This is a genomic window from Micromonospora sp. MP36 (genome assembly GCF_008119785.1).
In the GTDB taxonomy this organism is placed as follows: Bacteria; Actinomycetota; Actinomycetes; order Mycobacteriales; family Micromonosporaceae; genus Micromonospora.
In genome coordinates this window covers 247,231-261,219 of sequence record NZ_VSFA01000001.1, presented here as the reverse complement: position 1 = coordinate 261,219, position 13,989 = coordinate 247,231, and the positions used below count along the sequence as shown (strand labels likewise).

Here is a 13,989-nt window from a genome sequence, read left to right as displayed (position 1 = left end):
CGGGTGCGGCGGGCGCCCTCCGCGCCGCCCTCGGCGCCCTCGGGCAGGTCGCGGCCTCCGGCCGGGCGGCCGCCGCGCCGGGCGGCACCCGGGAGTGGAGCGGGACAGGGTGGGTCAGGGGGCCTGGGAGGCGACCACCACGGCGTCCGGTGGGGTGTCCGGCACGGTCCGGGCGGCGAGCCGGCGGATCGCGGTGTTGAGCACGGCGATCAGCGGCACCGCGACGAGCGCGCCGGCGATGCCGGCGAGGACCACCCCGGCAGCGATTCCGATGATCACGGCGAGCGGGTGGATGGCCACCGCCCGCCCCATGATCAGCGGCTGGAGCACGTGCCCCTCCAGCTGCTGCACCCCGATCACCGCACCAAGGATGATCAACGCGGTCACCGGGCCGCTGTCGACCAGCGCCACCAGCACGGCCACCCCGCCGGAGAGCGCCGCCCCGACGATCGGGATGAACGCCCCCAGAAAGACCAGGGCGGCCAGCGGGAAGGCGAACGGGATGTTGAAGACGACCAGGAAGATGCCGATGCCGACCGCGTCGATGAAGGCGACCAGCACGGTGGCCCGGACGTACGCGCCCAGCGTCGACCAGGAGGCCCGGCCGGCGTCGTCGACCTTCCACCGGGCGGCCACCGGCAGCAGCCGGACCAGGAACCGCCAGATCTTGTTGCCGTCGCGGAGGAAGAAGAAGGTCGCGAAGAGCACCAGGACGGTGCCGGTGAGCACTTCGGCCAGCGTGGCCGTGGCGGAGAGGGCGCTGGTGGTGAACGTCTTGGAGTTGCCGCTGATCCAGGTCTGCGCCTCGTCGATGTAGTGGTTGATCTGGCTGTCCGACACGTGCAGCGGGCCGGTCTTGAGCCAGTTCTGGATCTGCCGGACGCCCTGCGACGACTTGTCGCTCAGTTCCGGCACGCCCTGGATGAACTCGTTGACCACCAGGGTGAGCGTGCCGACCACCGCGGCCAGGCCGCCGACCAGCACCACCCCGGTCGCCAGCGACCGCGGGAAGCGGGCCTTGAGCAGCCAGCCGACCGCCGGCGCGAGCAGCGCGGAGAGCAGCAGCGCGATCGCCAGGGGGATGATCACGATGCGAATGGTGCCGATGATCTTGAGCAGCGACCAGGCCACGATGCCGATCACGATCAACCGCCAGGACCAGGCGGCGGCGATCCGCATCGCGTGCGGCACCTCCGCGTCGTCCCGGCTACCGGTCGAGGTGTGCAGGGCGGCCGGGGGCTCCACCCCGGCCACCGTCGCCGCAGTGGGGGCGGCCGGGCCCGGCGTGGACGGCGAGGCGACCCCCGACTCCCCCGGCGCGCGGTCGGGGTCGGTCCGGGCGGCCCGCGCCGAGTGGCGACCGGACTCGTATGCACGGCGGAGCCGTCTGCGCATCCGCTCGAAGCGGCTCAAGCGCACCTCCCGCAAATCTGGTCCGCCCACGCACAGGGGGGACAGGATACGTCCGTCCGTCCCACCCTAGGGCGAGATCGCCACACATTGCCCGTGTCGCGCGCCGATCAACCACGCCGACGGTCGACTCCGGGGCACGCGGTAGCGTCTTCGCGTGACCGCCGACCAGAACCTCGACTCCGGCCTGCCGATCCGCCTGCTGCACGACCGCGTACTGGTGCGTACGGAGGGCGCCGACGGTGAGCGCCGCTCCACCGCCGGCATCGTGATCCCGGCCACCGCGGCCGTGGGCAAGCGACTGGCCTGGGCGACCGCGATGGGGGTGGGCCCGCACGTGCGCTCCATCGTCGCCGGCGACCGGGTGCTCTTCGACCCCGACGACCGCTCCGAGGTGGAGTTGCACGGGCGGGCGTACGTCCTGCTGCGCGAGCGGGACGTGCACGCCGTCGCGGCCGAGCGGGTGGAGAACGAGCCGGCCGGATCGACCGGCCTCTACCTGTAACCGCCCGCCCCGGGGTGCTGTTTGCGCCGCTTTCCGCTGGGAAGCCAGGCAACCACCAGCGCCCTGGGGAGGGACCATGCCGGTATTCCTGAAGAAGCTGCTGATCGTGGGAGCGGTCGGCTTCCTGATCTTCTTCATGGCGTTCCGGCCGGACGGCGCGGCGCAACTGTTCAAGTCGATCGGCGCCGTCCTGATGGCCATCGCCCAGGGTCTCGGCGACTTCCTCACCGGCGTGATGGCCTGACCCTCCCCACGCCCGGCCAGACGAGGCCGCCAGGCGCCGGGGACCCGGGTCGGCGGGCCCACGGAGAACCGGTGCCGGACCAGCCAGGTGGGCGCCGTCAGGCGCCGGGGGGCCAGGGCGCGGCGGTTCTCGGGCCGGACCAGCCGGGTGGGCCGTAGGCGCCCGGGTCGGGCGGGGGCGGCGGCTGGGTCAGCACCACCGGGATCGGCACCACCGGCTCGTCCGGAGCCGCCACCGGGCGCTGCGAGCCGTCCGGGAACCGCAGGTGGTAGCGCTGCCCGTCCCACACCCCGACCGGGGCCTGCGGGTCCCGACCCACGAAGAACGCCCGGTACGCGGCGATCGCGTCCAGCAACTCCCGTTCCTCCCGCAAGGTCCGGTCCCGTTCGGCCGGTTTCCGGTCCAGCCCGCGGCGTATCCCGTCGCGCAGCAGCGCCAGTCGGGTGGCGGCGAACTGGTAGCCCCGCATCGCCTTCACCCCGCCGTCGCCGGCCACCCGCCGGGCCCAGGTGCGCGCGGCGTGCCGCCGCCCGAGGCTGCCCAGCGCCGCCACCTCCGGTGGGGTGAGCCAGCCGGCCCGGACGTAGTCCGGCAGGATGCGCTCGGTGAGCCGCCCCTCCCACGCCCGCAGCCAGATGGCCAACCCGACCATGCCGAAGAAGATGGGCACCATCACGCCGATGTAGCCGTACAGCACGATGATCGGCTGCCCGGTGGCGGCGGCCAGCGACGGGAGCAGGTTCCAGGTGCCGTGCAGCATCATCGCCAGCAGCAGGCCGGCGATCAGGGCGAGGACGCGGATCCGCCGGTCGGCGGTACGGGCGGCGACGCCCAGCCCGACCCCGGTCATCGAGGTGAACAGCGGGTGGGCGAAGCCGAAGAGCAGGATCCGCACGATGAAGATGGCGATCACCTGCTGGGCGCCGGTGGCCGGCCCGTACTCCTCGACGCCGGTGCGGTAGCCGTATCCGCCCAGGTAGAGGATGTTCTCCACCATGGCGAAGCCGACCGCGGAGAGCCCGCAGTAGACCAGCGCGTCGGTGATCCCGGAGAACTCCCGACGGCGGAAGATCAGCAGCAGGATCGGCCCGGCCGCCTTGGTCAACTCCTCGATGAACGGGGCGACCAGCACGGCGGTCAGCGCGGTCGGCAGCCCCCAGTCCTTGAACAGCCGGGCGCCGGTCTCGTTGACCAGCAGCGAGATGGCGGTGGAGACGAACGCGCCCCAGGCGAAGCAGAAGATCAGGTATTTCAGCGGCTCCGGCTCGTACCGGTCCAGCCAGAGGAAGCAGGAGACCAGCACCGGCACCGGCAGGATCGCCGCGACCACGCCGACCAGCAGGGCCTCGGCACCCAGGCTCTCGCCGAGGGTGAAGACCATGAACACCGCGCCGGCGGCGATCAGCAGCACCACCGCGGCGAGCGCCAGGATCCGCCGCCAGCCGAGCCGGCGCAGCGGCATCCGGGGGGTCGACGACCCCGGCGGCGGGAGGACGGGCGCGGACGGCGGCGGCAGGGCGCCGCCGGGCGGGGTGTCGGCCATGCGGTCAGCGTAGTCACCCGTGCCCCTCTGGTCCGGCCGCATCCGGCCCGCTATGCTGCGGGGCAGGTCACGAGCGCCAGCGTCAAGCCCCGGCTTGCTGGCCGGCAACCCTCGTCGAGTTCGCGGTGGGGTGCCCCGGGTGATGACCGGGCCCAGCCCGAACCGCGTGCTGGGCAAGCGCGGACCCCGTCCCGGTAGCCCACCCCGGGGTCCCCTGGACCCGGGAGGTTCCGGCATGACCGTCACCCTCGTACCCTCGCTGCCCACGCTGCCGGCGCCGACCCGGCCGGACCCGCTGGGCGTGCTCGGCGTACCCGGAGAGATCAACCTCGACCACGCCGCCAGCGCGCCGTGCGCGCGGGCCGCGGCCGACGCGGTGGCCGAGCTGCTGCCCTGGTACGCGAGCGTGCACCGCGGCGCCGGGGCGCTGTCGCGGCGCTGCACCCTCGCCTACGAGCGGGCCCGGCAGACGGTCGCGGACTTCCTCGGCGCCCGCCCGGACGATCACCTGATCTTCACCCGCAACACCACCGACGCGGTCAACCTGCTGGCCCGGGCGCTGCCCGCCGGCACCACCGTGGTCACCTTCGCCGGTGAGCACCACGCCAACCTGCTCCCCTGGCCGCGTGGCTCGGTCCGGCTGCCGGTGCCGGCCAGCCCCGCCGAGGCGGTCCGCGCCCTCGACGCCGCCCTCACCGAGCTGCGCCGGGGCACCGCCACCGGGTCGGGTACGCCGGCCGGGCGGTCGCGGCCGGCGGCAGGTGCCGAGAGCCGGCCGGGCCTGCCGGTGCTGGTCGCGGTGACCGGCGCGAGCAACGTGACCGGGGAACGCTGGCCGGTGGCCGAGCTGGCCCGGGTGGCGCACCGGCACGACGCCCGGATCCTGGTGGACGCGGCACAGCTCGCCCCGCACGTCCCGGTGGACCTGGCCGCGCTGGACGTCGACTACCTGGCCCTGTCCGGGCACAAGCTGTACGCCCCGTTCGGGGCGGGCGTGCTCGTCGGGCGCGGCGACTGGCTGGACGCGGCCCCGCCGTACCTGGTCGGCGGCGGGGCCACCAGCCACGTCGGCACGGCCACCCACGAGGTGCGGTGGGCCAGCGGGCCGGCCCGGCACGAGGCGGGGACCCCGAACCTGCTCGGCGCGGTGGCCCTCGCGGCGGTCTGCACCGCGCTGGCCGAGGCGGACCGGGACGCGCTGCACGCCCAGGAGCAGGCCCTGCTGACCCGGCTGCGGACCGGGATCGCGGCCCTGCCGCACGTGGTGGAGCTGTGTACCTTCGGGCCGGACGCGCCCCGGGTGGGCATCGTCTCCTTCGTGGTCGCCGGGCGGGACTCCGCCGAGGTGGCCGCCCACCTGGCCGACGCGCACCGGATCGGGGTCCGAGACGGGCTCTTCTGCGCCCATCCGCTGGCCCGTCGGCTGCTCGCCGAGGCGGCCGCGCGCAGTGGCCGGAGCGACCTGCCGCCGACCGCGCTCCGGGCGAGCCTCGGCCTCGGCAGCACCGCCGCCGAGGTCGACGCCCTCCTCACCGCGCTGGCCACCCTCCCCTGACCGGCCGCCGGACCACCGGGGCGGGTCAGCCGACCGGGGGTGCGGTGGGGGGCGGGGACGCGCCCTGGTCGGGCTGGCTGGCGGCCCGCTGCTCCCGTTCGCCGAACGCCTGCCGGATCAGCCGGTTCGCCTCCTCCTGGTCGATGCCGGAGGCCACCATCAGGTCACTGGCCGCGGTGCGGACCTGCGCGATCACCACGCTGCCGGAGAAGCCCACGCCCTCGGCGTACGCCCGGCTGGCCTCGCTGACCGCGCGCAGCGACCGCTCCCGCGCCTTCTGCGGCTCCTGTCCCGCGGAGAACTCGTGCCGCAGCACGCGGACCGACTCCGCGAGGTGGGCGATCGCATCGGGCATCGGCTCGGGGATGGGCTCCTCGTCCTCGATCAGGGTGACCGAGCGACGGATCAGGGTGCCGCTGTTGCGCATCGCCCGGTCGATCGGGTCGGCCGCCTCCGCGTAGTGGGTCAGCTCGCTGCGCCGGTGCCAGCGGGCCGGCGAGATGGTGGCGGTCTCCTTGGCGCCCTCGATCGCCTCGGAGAGCGCGGCCAGCTCCTCCTTGTTCTCCCGGAGCCGGAGCAGCGCCTGCTGCGCCGCGTTCCGGTCCCGTCTGCGCAGCGCCTCCGCGCAGGCGTCGAGCTGATCGGAGAGGAGGTCCAACGCCGGCCGGGCGGCCCGGTTGATCACCCGTAACGGGTTCAGCGGCAGCAGGATCGCCGTGACGATCAGCGCGATGCTCCCGCCCACGAACGCGTCGATGAAGCGTGGCACCTCCAGGTTCTTGGTGGACGGGCTGAGCGTCACGATCAGCACGGCGGTGGCCGCCGCCTGGATCACCACGGCCACGCTCGCCCCGGCGAAGATGCTCAGCAGGATCGCCGCGGTCACCACCAGACCGAGCTGCCAGGCGCCGGTCCCGAGGAGGTAGACCAGGCCATCGCCGAGCGCCACCCCGATGGCCACCCCGACGATCAGCTCCACGGTCCGGCGGAACCGCTGGCCGACGGAGGCGGCCAGGGTGCCCACCGCAGAGATCGGCGCGAACACCGGTTGCGGGTTCCTGAGCAGCCGGTGGGAGACCAGGTAGGCCAGGGCGGCGGCGAGACCCGCCTGGACGGCGAGGCCAGCGGCGGTACGCACCCGGTGCAGCCGGTCGTGCCAGGTGGCCTTGCTCCGGTGGCGGAGCTCGTCCATCGCCTCGGCGATCCGGGCCCCGTCGACGTCGACCAGCCCTTCGCGCAGCCGTTTACGCCGCAGGAACGGCAGTCGTCGGTCCCGGGCCCCGGCCATGGCCGGGACTACCCGGTCCGCACCCGGTGAATCCTCCTTCTCGCCGATGGTGGGGCAGACTGCACCGGGTGGAGGAGCTGATCGAGCGGTGGCGGGACGCGGCCCGGGCGGCGGGGGCGGCCGATCCGGCCGCCGTGGCGCGCGCCGGGGCGCGGCTGCTGGCCGGGTGGCGGGAGCCGCACCGGCACTACCACACGGTGGCGCACCTGCGGGCGGTGCTGGACGTGGTTGACGCGTACGCCGGGCAGGCGCGGCGGCCGGAGCTGGTCCGGCTGGCGGCCTGGTACCACGACGCGGTGTACGACCCGCGGGCCGGCGGGGACGCCAACGAGCGGGCCAGCGCCGAGCTGGCCGGCGACCTGCTCGCCGGGCTCGGGCTGCCGCCGGACGCGGTGGCCGAGGTACGCCGGCTGGTGCTGCTCACCGCCGGGCACGCGGTGCGGGCGGACGACCCGGACGGCGCCCTGCTGTGCGACGCCGACCTGGCGGTCCTGGCCGCCCCGCCCGAGGGGTACGACCGCTACGCCGCGGCCGTCCGGCGCGAGTACGCCCACGTCCCCGACCCGGACTTCCGCGCCGGCCGGGCGGCGGTGCTGGCCGGCCTGCTGGCCCTGCCCGCCCTCTACCGCCTGCCCGAGCCGCACGCCCGCTGGGAGGTCCCGGCCCGCGCCAACCTCACCCGGGAACTCGCGACCCTGCGGGCCGGGTGAGGTGTTTGGGGCGGCGGAGTCCGGCGTCCCGCAGCAGCCGGACGAGGTCCCGGGAGGGGACCACCCGGGCGCCGAGCCAGACGGCCATCGGGAACCGCTCCGCCGGCAGGTCGTAGTGGTCCCGGTCGAAGCCGCGGCGGGGCGCGCCCAGCGCCTCGGCGAAGGCGTGCAGCTCCGCGTACGAGACGTCGCTGATCAGGTGCGACCAGAGCCGTCCCCGCCAGGGCACCGCCGGCCGGTCCAGGTACAGCATGGCGACCCAACGGTACGCCCGGTTGATGATCACGACGGTCACGACCTAGCCTTCCCGGCATGACCGCCATCCCCCTCCTCGACGACCTGCGGTCAGCGCTCGGCGACGCCGCCGTGCTGACCGACCCGGACCTGCTCCGCACCCACGAGCGGGACGAGGCCGACCTCTGCACGGCCGGGAAGCCGCTGGCCGTGGTCCGCCCGCGCACCACCGCGGAGGTCGTGGCGGTGGTGCGGGCGGCGGCCCGGCACGGCGTACCGGTGGTGCCGCAGGGGGCGCGGACCGGGCTGGCCGGCGCGGCGAACGCGGTCGACGGTGCGGTGCTGCTGAGCATGGTGGCCATGGACCGGATCCTGGAGATCGACCCGGTGAGCCGGATCGCCGTGGTGCAGCCGGGCGTGGTCAACGCCGCGCTGGCCGACGCGGTGGCGAAGCAGGGGCTGTGGTACCCGCCGGACCCGGGCTCGTGGGAGTCGTCCACCATCGGCGGCAACGTGGCCACCAACGCCGGCGGCATGTGCTGCGTCAAGTACGGCGTGACCACCGAGTACGTGCTCGGCCTGGAGGTGGTGCTCGCCTCCGGCGAGGTGCTGCGCACCGGTCGGCGCACCGCCAAGGGGGTCGCCGGTTACGACCTGACCCGGCTCTTCGTCGGCTCCGAGGGCACCCTCGGCGTGATCACCGAGGTGACCGTCTCGCTGCGGCCGGCGCCGGAGGACTCGCTGACCCTGGTCGCGGTCTTCCCCACCACGGCGGCGGCCGGCACGGCGGTCGCCGGCATCGCCGAGCGCGGACTCACCCCGAGCCTGCTGGAACTGCTGGACCACACCCACCTGCGGGCCATCGAGGCGTACCGGCCGATGGGGCTGCGGACCGACGCGCAGGCGCTGCTGCTGGCGGCGGTGGACACCGGTGGGCGGGCGGCGGACGACCTGGCCGGGATCGCCGAGGTGTGCACGGCGGCCGGCGCGGACGAGGTCTATGCGGCCACCGACGCGGCGGAGGCGGCGGCCCTGCTCCAGGCGCGGCGGCTGGCCCACCCCGCGATGGAGAAGTTCGCCGCCGACACCTTCCCCGCCGGCACCGGCGGCCTGGTCATCGACGACGTGGCGGTGCCGCGCGGCGCGCTGGCGGCCCTGCTCGACGGGGTGGCCCGGATCGCCGAGGAGTGCGGCGTGCTGATCGGCGTGGTGGGGCACGCCGGCGACGGCAACATGCACCCGAACATCGTGGTCGACCGGGCCGACCCGGCCAGCGTGGCGCGCGGCCGGCGAGCCTTCGACGAGATCATGCGGCTCGGGCTGGAGCTCGGCGGCACCTGCACCGGCGAGCACGGCGTCGGGCTGCTCAAGCGGGACTGGCTGGCCCGGGAGATCGGCCCGGTGGGCATCCGGGTGCACCAGGCGATCAAGCAGGCGCTCGACCCGGCGGGCCTTTTCAACCCCGGCAAGGTGTTCTGACGCTCAGCCCTTGTCCTCGGCCGGGGTGACCTGGGTGAGCAGCAGCAGGATCCGGTTGGCCACCGGCGGCTTCTCCTCGCCCGGGCAGTCCTGCGAGGTGATGGTCAGCCCCGGCGGGATCAGCAGGGTGGAGGTCAACGCGTCGATGCAGCTCTGCTTGTAGCGGCGGGCCTCGTCGGTCTCCTGGGCCAGGGCCGGGTCGGCGAGCATCCGCTGCAACCGCCGCGTCTGCTCCGGGTTGAGCGATCCGGTCGATTCGACCCCGTCACCGGCGCAGTCCCGGCACTGCCACCGCCCGCTCGGGTCCACGTCGAGCGTCCGGACCGGGCCGTCGATGCCCAGCCGCTGCACCAGCGAGACGCGTCGGGCGTCCGTGGTGGCGCTCGATGCCTGGCCCGCGTCCGGCGTGGTGGCGCCCTCGGCCGGGCCGATCAGCGAGCAGCCGGTCAGGGCGGTCGCCAGCAGGACGCCGGCGGACCCGGGGAGAACGCGCGACCATGATGGACGAAGCACGCAGGGAACCTACACTTCCGTAGGTAGCGCCGGTACCCTCCGGAGCGACGTTACCCGCTGGTCACCGTGGGGATGACGGAAGCTCGTCCCCACCCCGGTCCGCCGCGAAGCCGCGGACGTCGGGGGCACCCAGCCGCGCCGCGTCGGCGGCCACGTCGTCCGGCATCGCCTGCGACCGCCGCTCGGCCTCCACCCGGGCCCGGTAGTGGGCGACCTCGCGGGCCCGGGTCGCCTCGTCCCAGCCGAGCACCGCACCCATCAGCTCCGCGGCGTGCTCCGCCGACTCCAGGCCGCGGTGGCTGGTCTCGATGGAGATCCGGGTACGCCGGGTCAGCACGTCCTCCAAGTGCAGCGCCCCCTCGGCGCGGGCCGCGTAGGTCACCTCGGCGGCGAGATATTCGGGGGCCCCGGCGAGCGGCGAGCCCAGCAGCGGGTCGGTGCCGACCAGGGCGAGCACGTCGAGGGTGAGCGTGCCGTACCGCTCCAGCAGGTGCTCGACCACGCCGACCGGCACCCCGTGCCGGCGGGCCAGGTCGGCCCGGTCCCGCCACATCGCCGCGTACCCGTCGGCACCGAGCAGCGGCAGGTCGGCGGTACGCGACGGGCGCGTCCAGCCCAGCCGGTGCACCGCCCGGTCGACCACGTCCGAGGCCATCACCCGGTACGTCGTGTATTTGCCGCCGGCCACCAGCAGCAGCCCGAGCATCGGCTCGACCACCGCGTGCTCCCGGGAGAGCTTCGAGGTGGAGTCCGCCTCGCCGGCCAGCAGCGGGCGCAGCCCGGCGTACACGCCCTCGATGTCGTCGGTGGTGAGCGGGCGGTCCAGCACCGTGTTGACCTGCTCCAGCAGGTAGTCGATGTCCCGCGCGGTGGCCGCCGGGTGGGACCGGTCGAGCCGCCAGTCGGTGTCCGTGGTGCCGATGATCCAGTGACCGCCCCACGGGATGACGAAGAGCACGCTGGTGGCGGTCCGCAGGATCAGCCCGGCCTCGCCGGTGATCGCCGAGCGGGGCACCACCAGGTGCACGCCCTTTGAGGCCCGGACCCGCAGGCCGGGGCGCAGCCCGACGTCGTTGAGCATCCGCGACATGTCGTCGCTCCACACCCCGGTCGCGGCGATCACCGTGCGGGCGCGTACCTCGAACTCGGCGTCCGGCGAGCCGGTGGGCGCCTCCAGGTCGCGGACCCGGACCCCGGTGACCTCGCGGGCCTGCCGGAGCAGCCCGACCGCTCGGGCGCTGGTCACCACCGTCGCCCCGAGGCTGGCCGCCGTCCGGGCCAGCGTCACCACCAGGCGGGCGTCGTCGACCTGCCCGTCGTAGTAGCGGATCGCCCCGGCCAGCTGGTCGGCGCGCAGGCTCGGGAAGACCCGGCGGGCGCCCTCGCGGGTCAGGTGCCGGTGCAGCGGCATGCCACGGCCGCCGCCGAACACCCCGGCGAACGCGTCGTAGGCGGCCACCCCGGCGCCGTAGTACGACCGGCGGAAGAACCGCCTCGGCAGGTCCCGCGGCCCGCCCTCGGCGGGGAGCGGCACCAGGAACGGCACCGGCCGCACCAGGTGCGGGGCGAGCCGGGTGGCGAGCAGCCCCCGCTCGGTCAGCGCCTCGTGGACCAGGTGGAACTCCAACTGCTCCAGGTAGCGCAGGCCGCCGTGGATGAGCTTGCTGGACCGGCTGGAGGTGCCCGCGGCGTAGTCCCGCGCCTCCACCAGGGCCACCTTGAGCCCGCGGGACGCCGCGTCGACGGCGGCACCCGCCCCGGTCACCCCACCGCCGATGACCAGCACGTCGAAGCGCTCGGCGCGGAGTCGGCGCAGGTCATCGGCGCGGCGCTCGGCGGAGAGCTGACCGGCCACGGATCGGGACACGTTCGGGTCGCGCACCCGTCCACCGTAACCGTCCGCGCGCTTCGACGACACGCGCCGCCCGGGCCGTACGGTGATGGTCATGGACGTCGGTCCCCCCGCTGCCCCGGTCCCGCCGCCGGCTCCCGCTCCCCGCCAACCCGGGCCGTGGCCGGTGGTCGCCGCCGTGCTCACCGGCGCCTGGGCCGTTCTCGTGACCGTGCCGGGCCAGGTCGCCGGCTGGGTGGTCGACCAGGTGGTGCTGACCGCCGGCCTGCCGCGCGCGGTGCTGGCCTGGCCGGTGGTCGCGCTGGCCAGCGTGTTGCTGGTGGGCGCGCCCACCCTCGCGCTGGCGCTGCTGCCCCGGTCCCCGGCGGTCCGCGTCACCGGCCGCGCCTGGCTGGCCGGGACGCTGGCGCTCGGCGCGCTGACCCTGCTGCGGACGGTGCCGCCGGTGCACGAGGAGGCGTACCTGGCCGCGCTGGCCGCCGCGGCCGCTCTGCTCGCACTGGTCGTCGGCCGGCTGTCGCGCGGCCGTGCGGAGGCGCCGCCCGCCCCCCTCGTGGCCCGCCCGGGCGGGCCGGCAGCGAGCCCGGAGCACGGCGCGGCTGGCCCGGCCGGCGGGCCGCCGGGCTCGGCGCACGCGCCGCCGGGTGGCGGTGGGTCGGCCGGCGGGCGGCGGTTCGACGCCGTGACCCTGCTCGCGGTCGCCGCCGGGCTCGCCGTGCTGCTGCCCTGGGCCTGGGTGGGCGCGCTCGGTGGGGCGCTGGAGACGCTGCTCGCCGCCCTCGCCGCCGCCGCGCTCGGCGCGCTCGCGGCGGCCCTGCTCGACGCCGCCTTCTGGGCCCGGTTCGCCGTCGGCGCGCCGCCCCGGCCGGTCCGGCTGGTGCTGGTGGGCGGGCTGGTCGCCGGGGTCACCCTGGCGCTGCTGGCCGCCGCGGCGGGGCAGTCCGGGGCGCAACTGCCGGCGCTGTTCCTGCTGCCGCCGCTCGGCGTCGTGCTGGGCGCGCTGGAGGTCGCGGCTCGGCGTGCGGGCCGGCCAGCCGGCCGCCGTCCGGTCCGCTGGCTGGTCGGCCTCGCGCTGCTCGGGCCGCTGGCGTTCACCGACCCGGAGGAGATCACCGTCCTGCTGGCCGCCAGCCGCGACGTGCCGTACTGGGTGGCGGTGGGGACCGGCGTCGCGTTCGCCGTCGCGGTCCTGCTCGCCGTCGGGTACGGGGTGCTGCTGGCTCGGCCCCGCGCCCGCGCCCCGCGCCGGGGCGCGGCCGGGCTGACCGCCGCGGCGCTGCTCGCCGCCGTGGCCGTGGTGTACCTCGTCCCCGGCCAACCCGGCCTGCACGGCGAGCGGCTGTTCGTGGTGCTGCGCGAACAGGCCGACCTGACCGGGATCCCGGCGGCGCCCGGGCGGGCCGGCCGGACCGCACGGGCGGCCGAGGTGTATCGGCGGCTGGTGGCCACCGCCGACCGGACCCAGGGGGACCTGCGCCGCGAACTGAGCCGGCTGCGCCTGCACCCGACGCCGTACTACCTGGTCAACGCCATCGAGACGGACGGCGGGCCGGAGGTACGGGCCTGGCTGTCCGGGCGGCCGGAGGTCGGCCGGGTGCTGGTCAGCCAGCGACTGCGCCCGTTGCCGGCGGCGGCGCCCCCGGCGCGGGGCAACCAACCGGCGCCGACCGGCCCGGCCTGGAACGTGTCCCTGATCGGCGCCGACCGGGTCTGGTCGCAGCTGGGCGTGACCGGCACGGGCGTGGTGGTGGGCAGTTCCGACTCCGGAGTGGACGGCCGGCACCCGGCGCTGGCTGCCGGCTTCCGCGGCGGCGACGACTCCTGGTACGACCCGTGGGAGCACCGCCGCACGCCGGGTGACCGGGGTGGTCACGGCACCCACACGGTCGGCAGCGCGGTGGGCCGCGGCGGGATCGGCGTGGCCCCCGGGGCGGACTGGGTCGCCTGCGTCAACCTGGACCGCAACCTGGGCAGCCCGGCCCACTACCTCGACTGCCTCCAGTTCATGCTGGCCCCGTTCCCGCCGGGCGGGAACCCGTTCACCGACGGCCGGCCGCAGCGCGCGCCCGACGTGCTGACCAACTCCTGGGGCTGCCCACCGATCGAGGGCTGTGACCCGGGTGCGCTGCGGCCGGCGACCGCCGCGTTGGCCGCGGCCGGCATCCTGGTGGTGGCCGCCGCCGGCAACACCGGCCCGCACTGCGGCTCGGTGTCCGACCCGCCGGCGCCGTATCCGGACGTGCTGACGGTCGGCGCGGTGGACCGGGACCGGCAGCTCACCCGCTTCTCCAGCCAGGGACCGGCCGCCGGGGGCGTCGCCAAGCCGGACCTGGTCGCGCCCGGTGCGGGGGTGCTGTCGGCGTTCCCCGGGGGCGGTTGGACCACCCTGGACGGCACCTCGATGGCGACGCCGCAGGTGGCGGGGGTGGTGGCGCTGATGTGGTCGGCGAATCCCGCGCTCGTCGGCGATCTGGCCCGGACCCGGCGGATCCTCCTCGACACGGCCGCCCCGGCCGGCGTACCACCGGACGCGGCGCGCTGCGGCGGCCCCGCCGACGAGATCGGCGCCGGCCTGGTCGACGCGTACGCGGCGGTCCGCGCCGCGCAGCGGGCCCGGGCCGCGTCCTGACGGGCGGGTCTCCGGTCGACAGCCGGT

Annotated in this window: 12 protein-coding genes and 1 riboswitch; of the genes, 6 read left to right on the top strand and 6 right to left on the bottom strand. The window is 75.8% G+C overall.

All coding sequences use genetic code 11. The annotated features are described in order from the left end of the window. Positions 1-114: 114 nt before the first annotated feature. Positions 115-1,395, bottom strand: a complete 1,281-nt coding sequence (locus FXF52_RS01210) for an AI-2E family transporter (RefSeq protein WP_148793700.1) — start codon at positions 1,393-1,395, stop codon at positions 115-117. A gap of 172 nt (positions 1,396-1,567) precedes the next feature. Here FXF52_RS01210 and FXF52_RS01205 point away from each other — a divergent pair, with 172 nt between their 5' ends. Continuing rightward, entirely contained in the window at positions 1,568-1,915 is a 348-nt protein-coding gene (locus FXF52_RS01205) for a co-chaperone GroES (protein ID WP_148793242.1), read from the top strand. A 76-nt stretch (positions 1,916-1,991) separates the two neighbouring features. Next, positions 1,992-2,159, top strand: a complete 168-nt coding sequence (locus FXF52_RS41420; protein WP_187413277.1) for a hypothetical protein — start codon at positions 1,992-1,994, stop codon at positions 2,157-2,159. Positions 2,160-2,256: 97 nt separating this feature from the next. Here FXF52_RS41420 and FXF52_RS01200 read toward each other — a convergent pair whose 3' ends face one another. Further along, positions 2,257-3,744: a PrsW family intramembrane metalloprotease gene (locus FXF52_RS01200; RefSeq protein ID WP_187413276.1), complete on the bottom strand. Its 1,488-nt coding sequence runs from the start codon at positions 3,742-3,744 to the stop codon at positions 2,257-2,259. Between the two features lie 23 nt (positions 3,745-3,767). After that, positions 3,768-3,888: riboswitch (SAM riboswitch) on the top strand. Between the two features lie 49 nt (positions 3,889-3,937). Between FXF52_RS01200 and FXF52_RS01195 the strand changes: the two genes are divergently transcribed. Then, complete coding sequence (locus tag FXF52_RS01195; protein WP_148793241.1) at positions 3,938-5,257, top strand: aminotransferase class V-fold PLP-dependent enzyme; 1,320 nt, start codon at positions 3,938-3,940, stop codon at positions 5,255-5,257. A gap of 25 nt (positions 5,258-5,282) precedes the next feature. Here the strand turns inward: FXF52_RS01195 and FXF52_RS01190 are convergent, their stop codons facing one another. Continuing rightward, positions 5,283-6,545 carry an aromatic acid exporter family protein gene (locus FXF52_RS01190; RefSeq protein WP_148793240.1) on the bottom strand — a complete coding sequence of 421 codons (1,263 nt, stop codon included), beginning with the start codon at positions 6,543-6,545 and terminating at the stop codon, positions 5,283-5,285. A gap of 68 nt (positions 6,546-6,613) precedes the next feature. Between FXF52_RS01190 and FXF52_RS01185 the strand changes: the two genes are divergently transcribed. Continuing rightward, the gene (locus FXF52_RS01185) at positions 6,614-7,255 is read left to right on the top strand and encodes a metal-dependent phosphohydrolase (protein ID WP_148793239.1); all 642 of its coding nucleotides are present in this window, start codon (positions 6,614-6,616) and stop codon (positions 7,253-7,255) included. Here the strand turns inward: FXF52_RS01185 and FXF52_RS01180 are convergent. Continuing rightward, a complete protein-coding gene (locus FXF52_RS01180; RefSeq protein WP_148793698.1) occupies positions 7,221-7,508 on the bottom strand; it encodes a DUF4031 domain-containing protein in 288 nt (95 codons plus the stop codon). The genes FXF52_RS01185 and FXF52_RS01180 overlap by 35 nt on opposite strands. A gap of 59 nt (positions 7,509-7,567) precedes the next feature. Between FXF52_RS01180 and FXF52_RS01175 the strand changes: the two genes are divergently transcribed. Then, entirely contained in the window at positions 7,568-8,968 is a 1,401-nt protein-coding gene (locus FXF52_RS01175) for an FAD-binding oxidoreductase (RefSeq protein ID WP_148793238.1), read from the top strand. 3 nt (positions 8,969-8,971) lie between these two features. On the opposite strand, the gene FXF52_RS01170 is transcribed toward FXF52_RS01175, so the two are convergent. Further along, a complete protein-coding gene (locus tag FXF52_RS01170) occupies positions 8,972-9,481 on the bottom strand; it encodes a hypothetical protein (RefSeq protein ID WP_148793237.1) in 510 nt (169 codons plus the stop codon). A 61-nt stretch (positions 9,482-9,542) separates the two neighbouring features. Next, positions 9,543-11,348: a glycerol-3-phosphate dehydrogenase/oxidase gene (locus FXF52_RS01165; RefSeq protein WP_148793697.1), complete on the bottom strand. Its 1,806-nt coding sequence runs from the start codon at positions 11,346-11,348 to the stop codon at positions 9,543-9,545. A gap of 73 nt (positions 11,349-11,421) precedes the next feature. Between FXF52_RS01165 and FXF52_RS01160 the strand changes: the two genes are divergently transcribed. Further along, positions 11,422-13,962, top strand: a complete 2,541-nt coding sequence (locus tag FXF52_RS01160; protein ID WP_148793236.1) for a S8 family serine peptidase — start codon at positions 11,422-11,424, stop codon at positions 13,960-13,962. Positions 13,963-13,989: the final 27 nt, after the last annotated feature.

What these genes read in the sequence shown, in the direction of transcription:
- FXF52_RS01175 (WP_148793238.1), top strand. Translation starts at nt 7,568, where the DNA reads ATGACCGCCATCCCCCTCCTCGACGACCTGCGGTCAGCGCTCGGCGAC.
- FXF52_RS01195 (WP_148793241.1), top strand. Translation starts at nt 3,938, where the DNA reads ATGACCGTCACCCTCGTACCCTCGCTGCCCACGCTGCCGGCGCCGACC.
- FXF52_RS41420 (WP_187413277.1), top strand. Translation starts at nt 1,992, where the DNA reads ATGCCGGTATTCCTGAAGAAGCTGCTGATCGTGGGAGCGGTCGGCTTC.
- FXF52_RS01200 (WP_187413276.1), bottom strand. Translation starts at nt 3,744, where the DNA reads ATGCGGCCGGACCAGAGGGGCACGGGTGACTACGCTGACCGCATGGCC.
- FXF52_RS01160 (WP_148793236.1), top strand. Translation starts at nt 11,422, where the DNA reads ATGGTCATGGACGTCGGTCCCCCCGCTGCCCCGGTCCCGCCGCCGGCT.
- FXF52_RS01180 (WP_148793698.1), bottom strand. Translation starts at nt 7,508, where the DNA reads ATGCTGTACCTGGACCGGCCGGCGGTGCCCTGGCGGGGACGGCTCTGG.
- FXF52_RS01210 (WP_148793700.1), bottom strand. Translation starts at nt 1,395, where the DNA reads ATGCGCAGACGGCTCCGCCGTGCATACGAGTCCGGTCGCCACTCGGCG.
- FXF52_RS01190 (WP_148793240.1), bottom strand. Translation starts at nt 6,545, where the DNA reads ATGGCCGGGGCCCGGGACCGACGACTGCCGTTCCTGCGGCGTAAACGG.